Genomic DNA, 19350 nt, shown 5'->3' with positions numbered 1-19350 from the left:
TCTTATGAGATAAATCGCCCTGGTTGAGATAACCGGGGCGTGTTATTTCTATTGTTTGTTATTTCTACTACTTGTTATTTCTATCGGTAGATAGATTAACTGTTGCACACTTCGCAATTGGGATCTTTGGATAATTTAATATCACGAAATTGCATCGTCATTGCATCAAACAGTAAAACTTTGCCGCTATTGACTTTGCCGTATCCAGTAAGGAGTTTGATGGTTTCCATTGCTTGCAATGTACCGATAGTACCGACTAATGGCGCCATCACTCCCGTTTCTACACATGTTAAATTGTTTTCGCCAAACAGTCTGCTCAGGCAACGGTAGCAGGGGGCATCTGGCTGATAAGTAAATGTAGTTAGTTGTCCTTCCATGCGAATAGCCGCGCCGGAAACTAGTGGTGTTTTTTCTGCCAGACACAAGCGGTTCAGTTGTTCGCGGATTGCCACATTATCAGTACAATCCAAGACAACATCATTCTGGCTGATAAGCTCATCTAGCGCTTTATCTTCCAGTAATCCATTAACGGTTTTAATCGTGACATGTGGGTTTATTGCCCGGAGCGTCAATTGGGCTGAATGCACCTTAGCCATGCCGATACGTTCATCCCGATGCAGGATCTGCCGTTGCAGGTTCGAGAGAGAAACGGTATCAAAATCAAGTAGTGTTATTGTTCCAACACCTGCTGCGGTCAAATATTGGGATGCCGCGCAACCTAAACCACCCGCACCGACTATCAGGATCGTCGAAGATTTCAATTTTTCCTGACCGTCAAAATCAAACCCACGTAGAACAATCTGACGGTTATAGCGTAGGATTTCTGTGTCTGTGAGTTCAATGGTCATTATTCATTTTTCAGTAAGTGATTGAACAATTCGATTTCAACATTTTCACCAACTTCTACCCGCCCACGTTCACGTTCCAGAACAATGAAGCAGTTCCCCTGACCGAATGAACTAAATATATGAGAGCCTTGATGCCCCGTCGTACGAACTTCTAGCTCACCTTGTTCATTCACCGAAGCAATACCCCGTTGAAAATCCATTCTTCCCGGTGTCTTTTTCAGTGGCGTGGTGACTTTGGCGCGCAGACGCATAGGGGGTTGCCATGCTGTAAAACCGGACAGACGCGCGATTAAAGGTTGAACTAATTGATAGAAAGTGAGAACGGCTGAAACTGGATTACCGGGCAGACCACAGAACCAAGTATTTTTTAGTTTGCCAAAAGCGAAAGGTTTACCCGGTTTAATTGCCAGTTTCCAGAAACTGATCTCGCCTAATTCATCCAATATCTGCTTGGTGTAGTCTGCTTCACCCACAGAAACGCCGCCACTGCTGATGACTAAATCAGCTTTTTGATCTGCTTCCTCAAAAATATGCCGTAAAGCTTGGGGATTGTCTGCAATAACCCCGAAATCAATAATGTCACAATCTAGTTTCTCCAGCATCAGGCGAATGGCAAAACGGTTGGTATCATAAATTTGCCCTTCTTCAAGCGGTTGACCGATAGCTTGTAGCTCATCACCCGTCGAGAAAATCGCGACTTTCAATTTGCGAACGACTTCAACGTCGGTGACGCCTAAAGATGCAATCAAGGGTAACTGAGCGGTGGATAATTTGTTGCCTGCCGATAGTACCACTGCGCCTTTAGTTATATCTTCTCCAGCCAGACGGATATTTTGGCCTTGTTTAGCTGGCTGAGTGAAAACGATGCCATTGTCAGTAATTTCTGCGTGTTCCTGCATAATAACCGTATCAGCGCCAATGGGGATCGGCGCGCCAGTCATAATGCGGATACAAGTTGCAACCGGCCATTCTCCTTGAAAGGGGGAGCCTGCCAGCGCTTTTCCTGCCAGAGGCAGTGGTTTAGCGCCATTTAAATCCGCATGGCGTACGGCATAACCATCCATTGCTGAGTTAGCAAAAGGGGGCACATTGATAGGAGAAATAATATTTGTTGCAGTGATGCGTCCTGATGTTTGCAGGAGGCTGACGGTTTCTGTGTCAGTCAGTGGTGTAACTTGTGTCAGAAGTTTTTCCAACGCCTGCTGCAAAGAGATCAATCCAGAGGTATGACAATGATCCATAAGTGATGCTCCCAGATAACGTTTTTTATTAATGGCATTATGGCAGAGATCATCATAGGTGTGAGTGATATTTGATTTTGATCGTATGTTCCATAAACGCGGCGATATTGGTGTTGGTTATCCAAAATGCCGCGACATGTGATAAATACGTAGAACATGACGATTAACCTGGCATCAGGGGATATGTTGTTGTCATAGCCAGGTTAGAAAGCGGATAAGAGATTATAAGGTTTGACCACTGTCAACTGTTATGATTTGTCCTGTCATCGATTCCGCTTTTAACAACATTAAGGTTATTTCTGCAACATCTTCTGGCGTTGAAATTCTTTCTAAGGGCAAATAAGTGCAAAGTGTGTGCATTTTCTCTTCTCTTCCTTTCCACCATCTCGTTTCGACAGCGCCTGGCGCCACGCAGTTAACCCTGACCGATGGAGCCAGTGCCCGAGCTAAGGATTTTGTCAATCCGTGAACCGCTGATTTGGAAGCGGCATAGGGGATACAAGAGCCCAGACCCGTTTCGCCGGCGATACTACCGACATTCACGATAGCACTCCCCGTTCTTGCTTTAAGATAAGGTGCCGCATACCGGCAACAATAAAATGTGCCTTTCACATTAACATCAATAATGGTATCCCAAATATCGCTAGATATGGCATCAAGATCTTCAAATTGAAGTTGTCTGGTTGTCGCCGCGTTATTTACCAGATAGTCGATCCCGCTAAATTTTTCCACGACGGTGTTTATCATTGCCCGCACAGCCGATTCGTCGGCGACATTCGCTTTTATCGCGATAGCTTGCCCCCCATCCTTGATAATGGTTTCTGTTGTTTCCAGCGCTTCAAGTTCGCTTTGCGAATAGATCACTGCGACAGCGGCGCCTTGTTCTGCCAGCATAATGCTGATAGCCCGTCCTATACCGGTTCCACCACCGGTTACAATGGCTGTCTTACCTTGAAATGCTTTATACATAAAAATGCTCCTTAATTAATATTTGTACATAACATGATAAATCATATCTCTTATAGACAGATTTGTTAGTACCATTTTGGCATTATTGTGTGGACAATATTGTGTGGAAGCCTGACTAATTCAGCGAATGTTGTGTTGTAAGACTCTATTTAATCTTAATAGAGGTAACTTATTGCCTATTCCAATAGGGCTATTTTATTTGCCATTTTGAACCTGGGCAGTGCTCAAAATCCTCACGTACTACGTGTACGCTCCGGTTTTTCCGCGCTGTCCGTGTTCACTGTTCATTGATAAGAATGGCCTGCAACAATTACGCCTATTGGGATAGGCTCTTATTAGAGGTAAAGTAAATAAGTGGAGCTGAGTACAAAAATTTATATACGCTGACGTTTCAGGTACTGTAATTAATTGCTTACTGATTTTTTATTTATGGGCAGAAATAATTTACGTTTTCCTGGGAGCCATGTTAATTAAAAGTGTATGTTGTATTTGATTTCTGTTACGGCTTATGAAAAATGAATTAAAAAGATAATATTTTATGGCTATGAACAATTCAATTTCTCCTCAACAAAGTCACCGCTACCTCGCTTTTCATATCGCAATGAGTGGATTTTTGGCGCTGGTCGTCGCTATGGGAATTGGGCGTACTGCCTTTACTCCTCAAGTGCCTTTAATGATCGCGGAATTCCAGTTTAGTCTGACTGGGGCAGGTATCGTTGCGGCTTTTAATTATCTGGGATATCTGGCCGGCTCCTATGATGCGATGCGGGCGCGCTGTTTGATTGAATATCGGCTTTGGGCCGGATTATGGGGGGCGGTGATTATTACGCTGCTCTCTGCGCTACTGTATGGGGCGATATTGCACAGTATCGCCCGTTTTTTTATTGGTTGGGCAAGCGGCTGGACATTGGTATTGGTGACATCATGGGCCAATGAACAGTTGGCTAAATTGAATCGCCCCGCGTTGAGTGCCGCCATATTTGCGGGACCGGGAGTTGGGATATTCGTTACTGGTATCCTTGCTATCGGTATTCAAGCATGGCAAGTGAGCGCTTCCGAAGCGTGGTTGTTATATGGCATTTTGGCGCTGATTTGTAGTATCTATATTAGTCGGCATTTGCCCCGTCGTGGTGAGCTATACCGTTCACAAGTCGAGGTGAAGAAACTGACGTTGAACCCGGCAATTAAGCGGTTGGTATGGAGTTACAGCCTGGCGGGGTTTGGTTATATTTTACCTGCGACTTTTCTTTCGCAAATGGCAAGTGATCGTTTCCCCGGCAGCTTGTTTGCACAGTTTGTCTGGCCGATATTTGGTGGCGCCGCAGTCATCGGCATCGGTTTTGCTATTCTGACCCGTCATATGTTGACAACGCAAATTCGGCTTGCGATCACTTTATGGATTCAAGCTGTGGGCATTCTTATCGCTGAGAGCATTCCGGGAATAGGTGGTCTGGCATTAAGCTCTTTATTGGTTGGTGGTGGTTTTATGTGTGTGGTGCAAATGGCGTTTCAGTATGGGCGTGAATTAGCACCAGAACATAGCCGTTATATGGCCGGGTTATTAACCACCGGATATGCGGTCGGGCAGCTTATTGGGCCGATGTTGTCAGCGGTTTCTACCGCAATAACCGGCAGATTGGAGCCTGCATTATATGTCGCGTTGATTACCTTGGTCATTGCCGGGTTATTGGTTTGTAACAGGAATAAACCGACCAGTGAAGTACACGTGTGAAAAATTCACATAATTATGAAAAGCAATCACTGGATAATCACCACGTGCTCATTTACAGTGTGTGCAATAGTTACCTGTTAGTAGTGAATTGTTTCAGTTATGGTCTCCATGACTCGAACATCCATTTTACTACCCGCCAGATGATGAAAAGTAATGTCTTTGGAGAAAATAATGTCATCCTTAAGTAAAGAAGCTGAACTGGTGCATTCGGCGCTGGAAGCTCGTGGTCTTGAAACGCCTTTGCGTGGTCAGGCATTGGTGCCGGAAGTGCGTAAAGCGCGTATTGAGGAGCATATGACGGAAATTATGAAACTGTTGAATCTCGATTTGCGTGATGACAGTTTGGCAGAAACCCCCGGTCGTATTGCGAAAATGTACGTCGATGAGATTTTTTCCGGGTTGGACTACAGCAATTTCCCGAAAATCACATTGATAGAAAATAAAATGAAAGTGGACGAAATGGTGACAGTGCGTGATATCACACTAACCAGCACTTGCGAACACCATTTTGTGACCATTGATGGCAAGGCGACGGTTGCCTATATCCCCAAAGATAAAGTGATTGGGTTGTCTAAAATTAACCGTATTGTGCAGTTTTTTTCCCAGCGCCCACAGGTTCAGGAGCGCTTGACCCAGCAGATCCTGATTGCGTTACAGACACTGCTTGGTACTAATAATGTCGCTGTATCGATTGATGCGGTCCATTACTGCGTGAAAGCGCGGGGTATCCGAGATGCAACCAGTACCACGACGACAACCTCCTTGGGTGGATTGTTTAAATCTAGTCAAAATACCCGTCAAGAGTTTTTACGCACGACTCGCCATGTGTAATTTTTACATCGGGATATAAGAATGGCCTGCCAGAGAATTGACTCGCTGGATAGTATTCGTGGCTTGGCAATACTGGGGATATTGCTACTTAATATCTCTGGTTTTGCTTTGCCATCCGCCGCTTATTTGAATCCGGCATATAATGGTTCCGCTTCTTTAACTGAATTGATTGTTTGGTCTGTACTTAGTGTCTTTGTTCAGGGAAAGTTCCTGTGTATTTTGGCTTTCTTATTTGGTGCGACCCTGGAGCTACTATTACCTAGGGGCAAAATCTGGAATTATCCACGATTAACCATACTTGCTCTGATTGGAGTGGGACATGGCATCCTATTTTGGGATGGCGATATTTTGCTTTCTTATAGTTTGGCCGGTTTTTTCAGCTTTCAATTGATTAGCCAAAATAGCGCCAGCAGAAGGTTATTTGTGAAAGGCGCTATTTTTTATCTGATCGGATTAGCGCTATTGTTTATTCTTGGCTTTCTCTCCCGTGGCGAATCTGATGATGTTTCTTGGCAGCCGACGGAATTCTATATGTTATACGAAACATATTGGAAAACGTCTGGTGGATGGCTGGCAGTAAAAGAGCGTTTCAATCAGGTCATGTTGATGATGGTCATGTTGTTTGTTCAGTATGGCTGGCAGCTTATCGGCATGATGTTATGTGGTGCGGGATTAGTGCGTAATGGTTGGTTAAAAGGTGAATTTTCAGTAAGCCATTATCGAAATGTGGCGCTATTGCTGGTACCACTCAGTATTGCTGTTCAGATATTCTCTGTAGTGTTCCAATATATCCATAATTGGAATTACTTTTGGTCAGGTATTATCGGTTATATCTTTGCGGAGTTGGTAACACCATTTCAGGCACTGGGTTATATGGCTTTGATATATGGTTTCTGGCCGGTCATTTCATGCTGGCGCATTAATTACTGGCTCAGTCGGGTTGGAAGAATGGCGATGAGTAATTATTTGCTACAAACCTTAATTTGCACTCTGTTGTTTTATCATCTTGGGTTTTTTGGTCAATTTAGTCGTTTGGAATTACTTGCATTTATTCTTCCTATTTGGGCGGTGAATATTCTTTTTTCATGCTGGTGGTTACGCCGTTACCCGCAAGGGCCGGTAGAACAGCGGTGGCGTGAGATGACGGCGGTGTTGGCCCGGTCGGCTTAATCTGGGTTTTATCCATTGCTCGTAATTCTTCCGGGGTGACGGCGGGGTAATCAGTCATACCTGTTGGTACCTTATGCGGAGCAGGAATAGGGATCAAAGGACCGAGGAAACGAGGTTCACGTTTCAGAATATAAAGATCAGTCAGGGCTCCAAGGCGGGCAATGATTTCCCGTAATCGAACAGTAACCATATTTTTAGGTGTGGAAACTGCATAACATTGGGCGGTAATTCCCATATGCATAGCGATAAACAGTGCTCGTTCACAATGAAATCGTTGAGTGATAATCGTAAAATCATTAGTGTTAAAAACCTTTCGGGTTCTGACTATCGAATCAAGTGTTCTGAAACCCGCAAAATCCAAGACGATATTTGCGGCGGGAATACCCGCTTTTACCAAATCTCTGCGCATGGTGACTGGTTCGTTGTAGCTTTGTTGAGCGTTATCGCCACTAAGTAATAAATATTTAATTTTGTCGCTGTTATAGGCGTTAACGGCTCCTTGGATGCGGTACATATAGTACTGATTTGGGGCGCCAGAAAGGTAATATTTAGACGTACCAAGCACTATACCCACTTCGCGTTCAGGAAGTCGTTTGAGATCATCAAAGACATAGGGGGCTGTTTTCCAGCTAATCCAGCGGTCAAGTGCAATAGCTGTCAGTATCAGCATCCCTGTGATGAATAACAGACCAGTTATCAGGCGCTTCCACATGCTTTTGCCTTTTTATACACATTAATGACTGAATTTGTTAAAGGCTACTTTACCTGAAATTTCGAAGCAAGTTTTCTCTTTAGGAAAAGAGCCTGTTAATTTACTTTTACTAACAGGCTTTTTACCTATTTTTACCGATAAAAATCAGAATGAAGTACGTTTGTACACGCGATATTCAGGTTTCCAGAAGTTGCGTTCAATCGCTTCATCCAGTGCGCCATCTGAGGTGACAGTGGCAACGCCCTGTATTTGTGCTTCTTTGGCGACTTGTTTAGCAATTTTGCGTGACACTGCCTGGATATCATCAATAAGTGGCAATAACGGGCCTTGACCTTGTTGGGCTAGAGGTGAACAATCCGCCAGCGTCCGGCTTGCCGCCATCAACATACCGTCAGTAACCAGTTTGGCCCCTGATGCAATGACGCCCAGACCAATGCCGGGGAAAATATAGGCATTGTTGCATTGAGCGATTGGATACTCTTGATCTTTATATTTTACCGCATTAAATGGGCTACCCGTTGCAACCAAGGCGGCGCCATCCGTCCAGTTGATGATATCTTCGGGACGGGCTTCAACGCGGGAAGTGGGGTTAGATAATGGCATGACGATTGGACGTTCACAGTGTTTATGCATCTCGCGGATGATCTCTTCTGTAAACAAACCTGACTGACCTGAAACACCAATCAATACCGTCGGTTTAGCATTACGGACAACATCGAGTAGCGAGATGGCGTCGCTGTTCACATCCCATTTAACCAATGAGTCACTTTTCTGTACCAGCTTGTTCTGGAAATCCAATAGATTTGGCAGTTTGTCTGTCAACAAACCGAAACGGTCGACCATGAAAATACGGGCTCGAGCCTGTTCTTCACTTAACCCTTCGGATTTCATCTGGGCGACGATCTGTTCTGCAATGCCGCAACCGGCGGAACCTGCGCCGAGGAAGGTGACTGTTTGATCTTTCAATTGACGGCCCGCCGCGCGACTGGCAGCAATTAAACTACCTAACGTAACGGCGGCGGTTCCCTGAATATCATCATTAAAGCAACAAATCTCGTGGCGATAGCGACTAAGAAGAGGCATGGCATTTTTTTGTGCGAAATCTTCAAATTGCAGCAGCACATTTGGCCAGCGGCGTTTAACAGCCTGAATAAATTCGTCTACAAATTCGTCATACTCTTCACCGGTGATACGCGGATGACGCCAGCCCATGTATAACGGGTCATTCAGGCGTTGTGGGTTGTTGGTGCCGACATCCAGCACGACGGGCAGTGTATAAGCCGGGCTGATACCACCGCAGGCGGTATACAAGGAGAGCTTGCCGATAGGAATACCCATGCCGCCAATGCCTTGGTCGCCCAAACCAAGGATACGTTCACCATCGGTAACAACGATGACTTTTACATTTTGTTTGGTCGCATTTTGCAGCATGTCATCAATATGTGCTTTGTTTGGATATGAGATGAACAGACCACGGGCACGGCGGTAAATATCAGAAAAATGCTCACAAGCTTCGCCAACGGTTGGCGTGTAGATGATTGGCATCATTTCGTTCAAATGTGCATCCAGCAGGCGGTAGAACAGGGTTTCGTTAGTGTCTTGAATATTTCGCAGATAAATGTGCTTATCTGCATCATTTTTGAAATCAAGATACTGTCGATAAGCACGTTCAGCTTGTTCTTCGATGGTTTCGACCGCTTCCGGTAATAAACCGTAAAGATTAAAGTTGCTGCGTTCTTCTTTAGTAAAAGCGCTGCCTTTATTCAGCAGGGGAAATTCCAACAGAATTGGGCCAGAATAGGGAATATATAGTGGACGTTTACTTTCGTGTTCCAGTTCCATGAATCTTACTCTTTGAACTAAATGGATAACAAGGTTAGCTACAGATCCTAAGAGATAGGAAAAATATGTACAGTAAATGTTACTTAATTATAGGTATTATTAGTGAAAATGAGAGATAACATCCAGATTTGGCTAATAAAATGTTACGGTAATTGTTTTTTATAGCGGAAAACCCTCTATCTGCATAGAGGGAAAAATGAATTTTCCACTGAATTTAGAAAGTGTAGTAATCAAATTTGCTGCAACCGAGCGTAGCAAGTATGGACTGAGTTGTACTTCGTTGGGATAAATCACAGCTTTTTCCCTCAACCAACACTGCTCTTTCGATAGCCAGGCAATCACCACCAGAAATGTTCATCAGAATTAGCGCTGCTTGTAATGGGGGTAAGCTTGGGTTAAATGCGGCATTTTCTGCATAACGTCCAGGATAAATTTTTCCATCTTTTCCTAAAAGCGCAGCACCACTGTAGGAATTACTGTATGGGGCATAGCTCTGGTTTGCCGCGTCTAATGCAGTCAGGACTAATGTATCCGTGGTTTCTAATTTATAACCATGATTAACCGGGTCCATCAACAACGTCTCGATGCCCAGATCGTTTGGGCCAAAAGAATCTGGCAGATAATGACCTAATGTTGAAGGTACCTGCTTTGGCAAGTGAATCTCCAATTGTGTGCCACTATTAAGTTCATTCATAAATTGACGGCAATGGCCGCACGGAGAGTAATTCACAGTAACAGATGCCAGTTTTTTCTCACCTAATAACCAAGCGTGGGTAATCGCACATTGCTCAGCATGAATCGTTTGTTGTAGTGGCATACCAGCAAATTCCATATTCGCGCCAAAATAGAGATTTCCGCTTTTACCGCGGGCAATGGCGCCAACATTAAAATGTGATATTGGTGTCAGGGAACATGCCGCTGCGAGTGGCAACAGGGCGACAGCTAAGGTGTTATCGTCAAAACCGCAGGCTTTCTTAATGGATTTTGCTTGTTTAGCAGTGAGCATGGCCGGAAAGTCATTGTTTCCTGCGTAAGGCAAAAGAGCATCCTGTAGTTTAGGGGGTAGCTGTACCCAAATGGGGTGAAAACGAGCTTGCATAGTGTGATCTCCGAATTAACTTAAGATCATTCTAAGTTGTCTGATTAGATTTGTAATGTGATTAATGCCATATAGATGGATGAGACCTATGTAATTGAAGTTGGTAATCAAGCGATTATCATCAAATTTCCTAAAAACAAACTAGCCAAATAGGTATAGCAGCACCGGAAATACAAAAGGGGCTGTTAGTGAAGTAATGATACCGCAAGTCATCAATGCTAATGAGCTGTATGCGCCTTCAACGAAATTGACTTCTGCACAGCGAGCGGTACCCAAAGCATGTGATGCTGTTCCCATTGCCAAGCCACGGGACGTTTTGGTTTTTACCTGTAACAGATCGAACAGGTTATGACCAAATATTGCACCGAAAACGCCGACGAAAATAACACAAGCAGCGCTGATTGCCGGAATACCGCCAATGGCGTCTGCTACTGCCATTGCTATTGGTGTTGTGACGGATTTAGGTAATATCGAAGCGGCCATTTCAGGCGTTGCACCCATCCACAAGGCAATAGCAGTGCCTGTTGCCATAGCGACAATAGTGCCGATAAAACAGATGCTGATAATGGACTTCCATTGGGCACGGATCTGATGTAGCTGCTCATATAAAGGAAATGCTAGCGCGACCACGGCGGGCTGGAGTAGATCATTTAGAATTCGGCTGCCGGCAAAATAGTGTTCATAGGGCGTGTGGGTTATTAACAATATCGGAATAATGATGGCGATAGAGACCAATAAGGGGTTCAGAATGGGAATTTTGCATCGTAGCGACAGTTTTCTTGCGGTATAGAATACAATCAATGTTAATGGCAGCGACCACCAAATGTGACTTAACATTTTTATTTCTCTTGTCTCTTTTGTTCACGCTTAACTTCTGATGCGGAGCCTATAATCGGGCGTTCACGATGAACATAATGGGAACTGTAAGCTACGATAATCATAACGATTACGGTACTGATCAGGCATGAAAAAACAATCGGAACTATCTGTTGGCTGAGTTGATCGTAATAATTCATTACGCCTACGCCAATAGGCAGAAACAATAAAGTCATATTTTTTAGTAACAGACTACAGCTTGGTTTTGCCCAATGAGCAGGAATTAGTTGAAAAGCTAATAGAACGAACAATATCAACATGCCGATAATACTGCCGGGAATAATGATGGGTAATAGGGAAGAAATGGCATTACCTGTCAGCAAACACAAATAAATCAGAACAAATGCTCGCAGGTACTGCCAACCAATAATCAGTACTTCACGAAACGACATAACAAAATTCCTAATTCTGGTGAGGTATTTATCATACAATTAACCTTGGAAATGTGCCATAGATCACATCCAAAAAAACGGGGACCATTGCTGATCCCCTTGGGTAAAAATATTAATGAAATAAATTGACTATTATTTCACTTGCATACCGGGTTGGGCGCCGCTGTCAGGGCTGAGTAAGAAGATATCTTTTCCACCAGGTCCGGCTGCCATAACCATCCCTTCTGAAATACCAAAGCGCATTTTGCGTGGCGCCAGATTGGCTACCATAATGGTTAAACGGCCTTCCAGTGCTTTTGGATCAGGATAACTGGAGCGGATACCTGAGAATACCTGACGGGTTTCGCCACCTAGATCCAGCATCAGTTTCAACAACTTATCCGAGCCTTCGACAAAATCAGCCTGTTTAATAAGGGCGACGCGCATATCAACTTTGGCAAAATCATCGAAGGTGATCGTGTCCTGAATCGGATCTTCCGCCAGTGGACCGCTGACTTTTTGTGGTGTGTTGATGCTCTCTTTAGATGCCGCGACCATAGCGTTCACTTTATCCATATCAATACGATTGAACAGCGCCTTAAAGGCAGAAACTTGATGATCCAGCAACGGTTGTTCAATACCATCCCAGGTGAGCTCTGTATTTAAGAAAGCTTCTGCGCGTTCTGCCAGACTTGGCAAAACAGGTTTCAGGAAAGTCATCAAAACGCGGAACAGATTGATGCCCATTGAACAGATAGCTTGAAGATCGGCATCACGACCTTCTTCTTTTGCCACCACCCACGGCGCTTGCTCATCCACATAACGGTTTGCCAAATCAGCCAGCGCCATGATTTCACGGATTGCTTTGCTGAATTCGCGGTTATTAAACTCTTCTGCAATCACTTTTGCCCCATCAATAAACTGTTGATAAAGCGCCGAATCAGCCAGTTTATCCGCTAGCTTGCCGTTAAAGCGTTTATTAATGAAGCCTGCGTTACGAGAGGCCAGGTTAACAACTTTATTAACGATATCGCTGTTAACACGTTGAACAAAATCTTCCAGATTCAGATCGATATCATCAATGCGAGCAGAGAGTTTGGCCGCATAGTAATAACGCAAGCAGTCCGCATCCAGATGTTCCAAATAAGTGCTGGCTTTAATAAAAGTACCTCGGGATTTGGACATTTTCGCACCGTTGACGGTGACATAGCCGTGAACAAATACATTGGTTGGCTTACGGTAACCGCTGCCTTCCAACATGGCCGGCCAGAATAGGCTGTGGAAATAAACAATGTCTTTACCGATAAAGTGATATAGATCGGTAGTGGAATCTTTTGCCCAGAACTCATCAAAGCTTAGATTTCCGCGTTTATCACACAGGTTCTGGAAAGAACCCATATACCCAATAGGGGCGTCTAGCCAGACATAGAAATATTTGCCCGGCGCATCAGGAATTTCAAAGCCGAAATAGGGGGCGTCACGGGTGATATCCCACTGTTGTAAACCGGATTCAAACCATTCCTGCATTTTGTTAGCAACTTGTTCTTGTAATGCGCCGGAGCGAGTCCAGGCTTGCAACATGTCGCTGAATGCGGGCAGATCAAAGAAGAAGTGTTCTGTTTCACGCATTTCTGGCGTCGCACCGGAGACAGCGGAACGCGGGTTGATTAGTTCAGTCGGACTGTAAGTTGAACCGCAAACTTCACAGTTATCACCATACTGATCCTCTGCCTTGCATTTTGGACAGCTTCCTTTGACAAAGCGATCCGGCAGAAACATATTCTTCTCAGGATCGTATAACTGAGAAATAGTACGATTCTTAATATGGCCGTTTTTTTTCAGTTCGAGATAGATTTTAGTTGATAACGCTTGGTTCTCTTCACTGTGCGTAGAGTGATAGTTATCATAGCTCACTGAAAAGCCAGTAAAATCCTGATGATGCTCTTGGTTCACCGTTGCGATCATCTCTTCAGGAGCCATACCCATTTGCTGAGCTTTCAGCATGATTGGCGTTCCATGAGCGTCATCGGCACAGATAAAGTGAACCTCTTTGCCGCGCATTCGCTGAAAACGGACCCAAATATCTGCTTGGATATGTTCCAGCATGTGACCGAGATGGATTGGACCGTTAGCATATGGCAACGCGCACGTCACCAATAATTTTTTTGCGACTTGAGACATAGTAAGGATCTGACTTCCAATAAGTGAAAAAGGAAGTTTGATGTTAACCGATTAAAAAAATTGTCGCTAGGGTAAGGCTCAATCTTAGTGAGTTTTGTTGGATAAAAGTTGGATCAGTGAACGGGAAGCGGGTTTTTGTCGCCAATCTTATCTGAACGCATTGGGTTCTGTTATGATGGAGGGATAGTTTTTAGCTAATGATAATCATTAAAGGAGCCGGGATGAACTCACAATCCCCCGAGCAGACCAATCCTGACCTGCTGAAATCTCAGGTAACAAAAATACTTGCTACTTTTACACACCTGACACTAGAACGCGATTTGATAACACTAAAAGCTTTACATCACTGTACGATGCTTGATGGTGTTTTGCACATTGAATTACTGATGCCGTTTGTCTGGCAACGCGGCTTTAAAGCGTTAAAAACGGCGACAACGGAAAAATTACAGGCGGTAACCGGCGCAAAATCGGTGGCGTGGAAATTGATCCATGATATCAGCACATTACGTCGTGCTAATGATCTGCCGGGAATTAATGGCGTTCGTAATATTTTGGCTGTCAGCTCAGGTAAAGGCGGGGTGGGTAAATCCAGCACCGCCGTAAACCTGGCGCTGGCATTGGCTCAGGAGGGGGCAAAAGTCGGTATTCTGGATGCGGATATCTACGGCCCTTCTGTTCCGAGTATGTTGGGAACCTCCAAAGAGCGCCCAACTTCTCCAGACGGGCAGCATATGGCGCCGATCATGACGCATGGCCTTGCCACTAACTCTATTGGTTATTTAGTAACAGACGATAATGCAATGGTATGGCGTGGCCCAATGGCTAGTAAGGCATTGATGCAGATGTTACAGGATACATTATGGCCGGATCTTGATTATCTGGTTATCGATATGCCGCCAGGAACCGGTGATATTCAACTCACTTTGTCACAAAACATCCCGGTAACGGGGGCGCTGGTGGTAACAACGCCTCAGGATATTGCTTTAATTGACGCCATGAAAGGTATCGTCATGTTCCAGAAAGTGAAGGTGCCTGTATTGGGGATTGTCGAAAACATGAGTGTGCACATTTGCAGCAACTGTGGTCATTCGGAACCTATCTTTGGTACGGGTGGGGCAGAAAAATTGGCGGCTAAATATCACTGTAAATTATTGGGACAAATCCCTCTGCATATTTCACTGCGTGAAGATCTGGATCGTGGTCAGCCAACTGTTATCAGTGATCCTGATAGTGAATTTACAGATATTTATCGCGAAATTGCCGCGAATATTTCAGCGCAGATGTATTGGCAAGGTGAGAAGATACCAACAGAAATCTCATTCCGTGCCGTTTAATGCGGGTATTTGATTGATGATAGCGGGCGATGGATGTTTTCATTGCCCGCTTTTTACATGGGGAGATTTTGTATGGGGATAAGTATGCTTGTCTGATTTCCCTCGTTACGATTTACCTCGTTTCATGGTTTTTATGCGAAACGCTTCGAAAAAAATGAGACTTATCTTGTTTACACTGGAACAGATACCATTAACTCCCTATAATCTCGCCAAACTTAGCACTCATAAGTGCTTTGTTCCCATTTTTTTCTAGAATCAGGTTATCTCTATTATGGCTGACGAAGCATATCAGTGCACAATTGTAGGAATTTCTGGTGCATCTGCCTCAGGTAAAAGTCTCATTGCTAATACACTTTATCGTGAATTACGCGCTCAGGTTGGTGATCACAATATCGGTATTATACCAGAGGATTGCTATTATAAAGATCAGAGCAATCTATCAATGGAAGAGCGTTATAAGACTAATTATGACCATCCAAGCTCAATGGATCACAATCTGCTCTTTTCTCACCTGCAAGCGCTGAAAATGGGTGAATCAATTGAATTACCACAATACGATTATGTTGCCCATACTCGTAAATCAGAAGCGATTCATTTTGCGCCGAAAAGGGTTATTATCCTAGAGGGTATTCTGTTATTGACTGATAAACGCTTGCGTCAGGAGATGGACTTCTCTATTTTTGTTGATACGCCACTGGATATCTGCCTTATGCGTCGTATTAAGCGGGATGTGCATGAACGGGGACGCTCTCTGGATTCGGTGATTGAGCAATATCATAAAACTGTGCGTCCAATGTTCCTGCAATTTATTGAACCATCAAAGCAATATGCAGATATTATTGTGCCGCGCGGGGGTAAAAACCGAGTCGCGATTGATATATTGAAAGCCAAAATTGGTCAGTTCTGCGAATAATAAAACTTGGCTTGTCAGGCATTGAATTGATAAGCATCATCGTATTTGAGAGGAAATAATGCGACTCTGTGACCGCGACATAATTAAATGGCTTGATGAAGGTAAATTGGTCATTGCTCCACGTCCGCCGATTGAACGTATTAACGGGGCAACCGCTGATGTGCGCCTTGGGAATCAGTTTCGTGTTTTCTGTGGTCATACTGCGGCATATATTGATTTGAGCGGCCCGAAAGATGAGGTCAGTGCTGCGCTTGATCGTGTGATGAGTGATGAAATTATCCTGTCTGACGATGAGGTTTTTTTCCTCCACCCTGGCGAGTTAGCGCTGGCTGTTACGCTGGAATCTGTCACATTGCCGGATGATTTGGTGGGCTGGCTTGATGGCCGTTCTTCTCTTGCTCGTCTTGGGTTGATGGTGCACGTGACGGCACATCGGATTGATCCGGGTTGGCATGGTCAGATTGTTCTCGAATTCTATAACTCCGGTAAATTGCCTCTGGCGTTACGTCCGGGGATGGTTATCGGCGCTTTGAGTTTTGAGCCGTTGTCTGGTTCCGCTGATCGTCCATATAACCGTCGTCAAGACGCGAAATATAAAAACCAACAGGGTGCGGTGGGTAGCCGTATTGATGAAGATTAATATTTTTGTCGGCTATTGAGTTGCATTGACTGTTTTGACAAAAAGAGCTGAGGAAGTCATGAAGAGATTACTGACGACATTGATTATTTTGCTGGTTGTGATTATTACCGGTCTGTCAGCATTAGTCATGTTAGTAAACCCGAATGACTTTCGTGCGTATATGGTCAAGCAGGTGCAAAAGAAGAGTGGTTACCAACTCGTCCTGCAAGATGGTATGCGTTGGCATGTCTGGCCAAAACTGAGCATCATTACCGGGCGTATGTCATTAACGGCCCCTGGAGCGGCGCAGCCAACAGTGACGGCAGAAAATATGCGTCTTGATGTGGAGTTGTGGCCGCTTCTTTCTCATCAACTTGCTGTGAAAGAGGTGATGCTGAAAGGGGCGATATTGAGAGTAACCCCAGAGAGTCAATCTCAGAAAAAAGAGAATATCCCTATTGCACCAAGAGGAAGCGCGGCTAATCCTGTTGCGAAGGGGGAGGGGTGGAAGCTTGATATTGCCAAAATTAAAGTCGTGGATAGTTTGCTTATTTGGCAGCGTGATGATCATGAGCAGTTAAATGTTCGTGATATTAATTTGCTTATGAAGCGGAATAACCAAAACCATATCAGCGTGGAGTTAAGTAGCAAAGTCAGTAAGAATCAGCAAGAACTGGCTTTTAATCTTAATGCTGATGTTAATATTACTGATTATCCATATCGTGTTGCTGGTAATATTAACTCTTTTGATTATCAACTCCAGGGCGCAGGTATACCTACGGGGGGAATTAGTGGTTCAGGAAAAGTACATGCTGTTTATCAAAAAGAGACGGCAGATGGACCGAAAATCATTTCTTTACAGACGTTGAGTTTCACCGCTAATGAGAGTGAATTGCATGGCAGTATAAAAGCCATGTTGGGGGTTCATGCGGATTATCAGATAGATTTATCTTCCCAAAAACTGAATTTAGATAATCTGATGGGATGGGATTTGCTTCCTAAAGAAGGCTCAGAAGTTAAACGTTATTACCGGGTGGAGAATAGTTCAGCTAAACCGGTGATCGCTGTTTCAAGCTCTGCCCAGCCTGATTATAGCGCCACGTTTCTAAATGATTTTAATGCGAATGTGACTATTAATGCGGATAAATTTGTTTATCGAGGAATGGAGATCGATAACCTGATATTGAAAGCGGCGAATAATAGTGGTATTGCTGAAATTTCTACTCTGAATGGCAAATTATTTGGTGGTGATTTCTCTATTCCGATTTTTTTAGATGCAACGGGTAATCAACTTAAGTTACACGCAAAACCTTTACTGCGGAATATAGAACTGGAACCGGTACTCAAAGCATTTTCTTTACCACAGGCATTTAGTGGTAAGTTCAATCTGAATGGGGATCTTTCTGGTAAAGGATATGATGGTTATGCGATTTCGCATATTTGGCAGGGTGATCTTAATTTCAGTTTAGTTAATGCCAAAATGTATGGATTAAATATCCCACAATTAGTCCAGCAATCCGTTGCTCGTGCAACGGATAAAGTGAGTATTACTGATAATATGGATAACTTTACCCGTGCCAAAAAGCTTGATGTTAAAGCGGTACTGAATCGAGGTGATATAAAAATCAGTCGGCTTCATGCGGTATCCGATCTGCTAAATATTGATGGACAGGGTAAGGCTAATCTACTTAAACAAAATGTTGATGTCGCTTTAAAAGTTCAGATAACACAAGGATGGGGCAAAGATAATGAATTGGTTAGTCGTCTGCGGAAAATGAAAGTGCCACTGCGGGTTTACGGTCATTGGGATAATCTGCAATACAATTTGGATATTGAACAACTGCTACGTAATGAATTGGAGGACAAGGTAAAACAAGCTATTAATGATTGGGTTGAACGTAGCAGTCATTAGCTGTATTAGCTCATGCCTGATTTGACCGTTCAATTCTGGTTAATTGACGATTATGCTTAACCAGATACCTAAATAAATTATTATCGTTGCCTGAGTGGTCAATTTCGGTACAAAAATGAATTTCTACTTGTGAGTTAAATTTTAATAATTGCTAACATCTCTTCATTTTTTTCATCCATGCCGACTTCAACAAAGCCAAAGCTGGCGTAAAAGTTGCTTGCGACAGTATTGCTTGGCTTATAACAGATTTCTATTTCTTTTAATTCATTTGTTTTCCTAATTTCATTAAGGGCTAGCAGCATTGCCTGGCGTCTAATATCTTTATTTTGATATTGTTGATCCACCATAAATCGCCAAATTGATGTTTTTTGATCTGTTTCAGGTACCCACATGAAAAATCCGACAGGTTTGCCATCTGAACAAATTGCACGTGTTTGGTATGAGGGATTGAATTTTGACTCAACCAGTGACCACACGTTATCTGCGACATATTCACATTGGTCATCGGTTACTGTTAGATCACAGATATCTTCATAATTGTCTTTATCCACATCAGCGAGGGTTATATTCATATATACCCGTCATCTTTCAAGTTGCCTCTTTGTTGGCTGCACTCGCTCACCCCGGTCACATAGTTATCTATGCTCCCGGGGATTCACTCCCTTGCCGTCGCGATGCATCTTGAAATCCATAGGGTATA

General features: G+C 43.8%; 17 protein-coding genes. 7 read left to right on the top strand and 10 right to left on the bottom strand.

Annotated elements, in window-relative coordinates; all coding sequences use genetic code 11:
- Positions 1-95 precede the first annotated feature (95 nt).
- The 3 genes from moeB to Phpb_RS16670 form a co-directional block, all read right to left on the bottom strand.
- Positions 96-848, bottom strand: a complete 753-nt coding sequence (gene moeB, locus Phpb_RS16680) for a molybdopterin-synthase adenylyltransferase MoeB (protein ID WP_065391329.1) — start codon at positions 846-848, stop codon at positions 96-98.
- Positions 848-2089: a molybdopterin molybdotransferase MoeA gene (gene moeA, locus Phpb_RS16675; protein ID WP_065391328.1), complete on the bottom strand. Its 1242-nt coding sequence runs from the start codon at positions 2087-2089 to the stop codon at positions 848-850. The genes moeB and moeA overlap by 1 nt, the downstream gene beginning before the upstream one ends.
- Positions 2090-2311: 222 nt before the next feature.
- Positions 2312-3058, bottom strand: coding sequence for an SDR family NAD(P)-dependent oxidoreductase (locus Phpb_RS16670; protein WP_065391327.1), 747 nt, complete (start codon positions 3056-3058; stop codon positions 2312-2314).
- Positions 3059-3602: 544 nt separating this feature from the next.
- Here Phpb_RS16670 and Phpb_RS16665 point away from each other — a divergent pair.
- The 3 genes from Phpb_RS16665 to yeiB all read left to right on the top strand — a co-directional run bounded on the left by Phpb_RS16665 (position 3603) and on the right by yeiB (position 6791).
- The gene (locus Phpb_RS16665) at positions 3603-4790 is read left to right on the top strand and encodes a YbfB/YjiJ family MFS transporter (protein ID WP_065391335.1); all 1188 of its coding nucleotides are present in this window, start codon (positions 3603-3605) and stop codon (positions 4788-4790) included.
- Between the two features lie 171 nt (positions 4791-4961).
- Positions 4962-5621 (top strand): GTP cyclohydrolase I FolE, encoded by a 660-nt coding sequence (gene folE, locus Phpb_RS16660; protein WP_036777911.1) that lies wholly within the window; start codon positions 4962-4964, stop codon positions 5619-5621.
- A gap of 21 nt (positions 5622-5642) precedes the next feature.
- A complete protein-coding gene (yeiB, locus tag Phpb_RS16655; RefSeq protein WP_065391326.1) occupies positions 5643-6791 on the top strand; it encodes a DUF418 domain-containing protein YeiB in 1149 nt (382 codons plus the stop codon).
- On the opposite strand, the gene sanA is transcribed toward yeiB, so the two are convergent.
- From sanA to metG, 6 genes are all read right to left on the bottom strand, one after another.
- On the bottom strand, positions 6679-7503 hold the full coding sequence (gene sanA, locus Phpb_RS16650) for an outer membrane permeability protein SanA (RefSeq protein WP_065391325.1): 825 nt from the start codon (positions 7501-7503) through the stop codon (positions 6679-6681). The two genes, yeiB and sanA, sit on opposite strands and share 113 nt — an antisense overlap.
- 144 nt (positions 7504-7647) lie before the next feature.
- Complete coding sequence (locus Phpb_RS16645) at positions 7648-9345, bottom strand: NAD-dependent malic enzyme (protein ID WP_065391324.1); 1698 nt, start codon at positions 9343-9345, stop codon at positions 7648-7650.
- Positions 9346-9559: 214 nt separating this feature from the next.
- Complete coding sequence (cdd, locus tag Phpb_RS16640; protein ID WP_065391323.1) at positions 9560-10444, bottom strand: cytidine deaminase; 885 nt, start codon at positions 10442-10444, stop codon at positions 9560-9562.
- A 141-nt stretch (positions 10445-10585) separates the two neighbouring features.
- Complete coding sequence (locus Phpb_RS16635; protein ID WP_065391322.1) at positions 10586-11281, bottom strand: CidB/LrgB family autolysis modulator; 696 nt, start codon at positions 11279-11281, stop codon at positions 10586-10588.
- A gap of 2 nt (positions 11282-11283) precedes the next feature.
- Positions 11284-11712, bottom strand: coding sequence for a CidA/LrgA family protein (locus tag Phpb_RS16630; protein WP_065391321.1), 429 nt, complete (start codon positions 11710-11712; stop codon positions 11284-11286).
- Between the two features lie 132 nt (positions 11713-11844).
- Complete coding sequence (gene metG, locus Phpb_RS16625; protein WP_065391320.1) at positions 11845-13872, bottom strand: methionine--tRNA ligase; 2028 nt, start codon at positions 13870-13872, stop codon at positions 11845-11847.
- A gap of 221 nt (positions 13873-14093) precedes the next feature.
- Here metG and apbC point away from each other — a divergent pair, with 221 nt between their 5' ends.
- The 4 genes from apbC (at position 14094) to asmA (ending at position 18650) form a co-directional block, all read left to right on the top strand.
- Positions 14094-15206 carry an iron-sulfur cluster carrier protein ApbC gene (gene apbC / locus Phpb_RS16620; RefSeq protein WP_065391319.1) on the top strand — a complete coding sequence of 371 codons (1113 nt, stop codon included), beginning with the start codon at positions 14094-14096 and terminating at the stop codon, positions 15204-15206.
- A 271-nt stretch (positions 15207-15477) separates the two neighbouring features.
- Positions 15478-16119 (top strand): uridine kinase, encoded by a 642-nt coding sequence (udk, locus tag Phpb_RS16615; RefSeq protein ID WP_065391318.1) that lies wholly within the window; start codon positions 15478-15480, stop codon positions 16117-16119.
- A gap of 58 nt (positions 16120-16177) precedes the next feature.
- Positions 16178-16759, top strand: a complete 582-nt coding sequence (gene dcd, locus Phpb_RS16610) for a dCTP deaminase (RefSeq protein WP_036777925.1) — start codon at positions 16178-16180, stop codon at positions 16757-16759.
- A gap of 58 nt (positions 16760-16817) precedes the next feature.
- Positions 16818-18650 (top strand): outer membrane assembly protein AsmA, encoded by a 1833-nt coding sequence (gene asmA, locus Phpb_RS16605; RefSeq protein WP_065391317.1) that lies wholly within the window; start codon positions 16818-16820, stop codon positions 18648-18650.
- Positions 18651-18784: 134 nt separating this feature from the next.
- Here the strand turns inward: asmA and Phpb_RS16600 are convergent, their stop codons facing one another.
- Positions 18785-19222 carry a GNAT family N-acetyltransferase gene (locus Phpb_RS16600; RefSeq protein ID WP_065391316.1) on the bottom strand — a complete coding sequence of 146 codons (438 nt, stop codon included), beginning with the start codon at positions 19220-19222 and terminating at the stop codon, positions 18785-18787.
- Positions 19223-19350 lie beyond the last annotated feature (128 nt).

This window comes from Photorhabdus namnaonensis (assembly GCF_001684335.1).
Lineage (GTDB): Bacteria > Pseudomonadota > Gammaproteobacteria > Enterobacterales > Enterobacteriaceae > Photorhabdus > Photorhabdus namnaonensis.
This window is presented reverse-complemented; position numbering and strand designations above follow the sequence as displayed.

Excerpts from the sequence above, each read along its gene's own strand:
- moeB (WP_065391329.1), bottom strand. The coding sequence starts at position 848 with ATGACCATTGAACTCACAGACACAGAAATCCTACGCTATAACCGTCAG.
- moeA (WP_065391328.1), bottom strand. The coding sequence starts at position 2,089 with ATGGATCATTGTCATACCTCTGGATTGATCTCTTTGCAGCAGGCGTTG.
- Phpb_RS16670 (WP_065391327.1), bottom strand. The coding sequence starts at position 3,058 with ATGTATAAAGCATTTCAAGGTAAGACAGCCATTGTAACCGGTGGTGGA.
- Phpb_RS16665 (WP_065391335.1), top strand. The coding sequence starts at position 3,603 with ATGAACAATTCAATTTCTCCTCAACAAAGTCACCGCTACCTCGCTTTT.
- folE (WP_036777911.1), top strand. The coding sequence starts at position 4,962 with ATGTCATCCTTAAGTAAAGAAGCTGAACTGGTGCATTCGGCGCTGGAA.
- yeiB (WP_065391326.1), top strand. The coding sequence starts at position 5,643 with ATGGCCTGCCAGAGAATTGACTCGCTGGATAGTATTCGTGGCTTGGCA.
- sanA (WP_065391325.1), bottom strand. The coding sequence starts at position 7,503 with ATGTGGAAGCGCCTGATAACTGGTCTGTTATTCATCACAGGGATGCTG.
- Phpb_RS16645 (WP_065391324.1), bottom strand. The coding sequence starts at position 9,345 with ATGGAACTGGAACACGAAAGTAAACGTCCACTATATATTCCCTATTCT.
- cdd (WP_065391323.1), bottom strand. The coding sequence starts at position 10,444 with ATGCAAGCTCGTTTTCACCCCATTTGGGTACAGCTACCCCCTAAACTA.
- Phpb_RS16635 (WP_065391322.1), bottom strand. The coding sequence starts at position 11,281 with ATGTTAAGTCACATTTGGTGGTCGCTGCCATTAACATTGATTGTATTC.
- Phpb_RS16630 (WP_065391321.1), bottom strand. The coding sequence starts at position 11,712 with ATGTCGTTTCGTGAAGTACTGATTATTGGTTGGCAGTACCTGCGAGCA.
- metG (WP_065391320.1), bottom strand. The coding sequence starts at position 13,872 with ATGTCTCAAGTCGCAAAAAAATTATTGGTGACGTGCGCGTTGCCATAT.
- apbC (WP_065391319.1), top strand. The coding sequence starts at position 14,094 with ATGAACTCACAATCCCCCGAGCAGACCAATCCTGACCTGCTGAAATCT.
- udk (WP_065391318.1), top strand. The coding sequence starts at position 15,478 with ATGGCTGACGAAGCATATCAGTGCACAATTGTAGGAATTTCTGGTGCA.
- dcd (WP_036777925.1), top strand. The coding sequence starts at position 16,178 with ATGCGACTCTGTGACCGCGACATAATTAAATGGCTTGATGAAGGTAAA.
- asmA (WP_065391317.1), top strand. The coding sequence starts at position 16,818 with ATGAAGAGATTACTGACGACATTGATTATTTTGCTGGTTGTGATTATT.
- Phpb_RS16600 (WP_065391316.1), bottom strand. The coding sequence starts at position 19,222 with ATGAATATAACCCTCGCTGATGTGGATAAAGACAATTATGAAGATATC.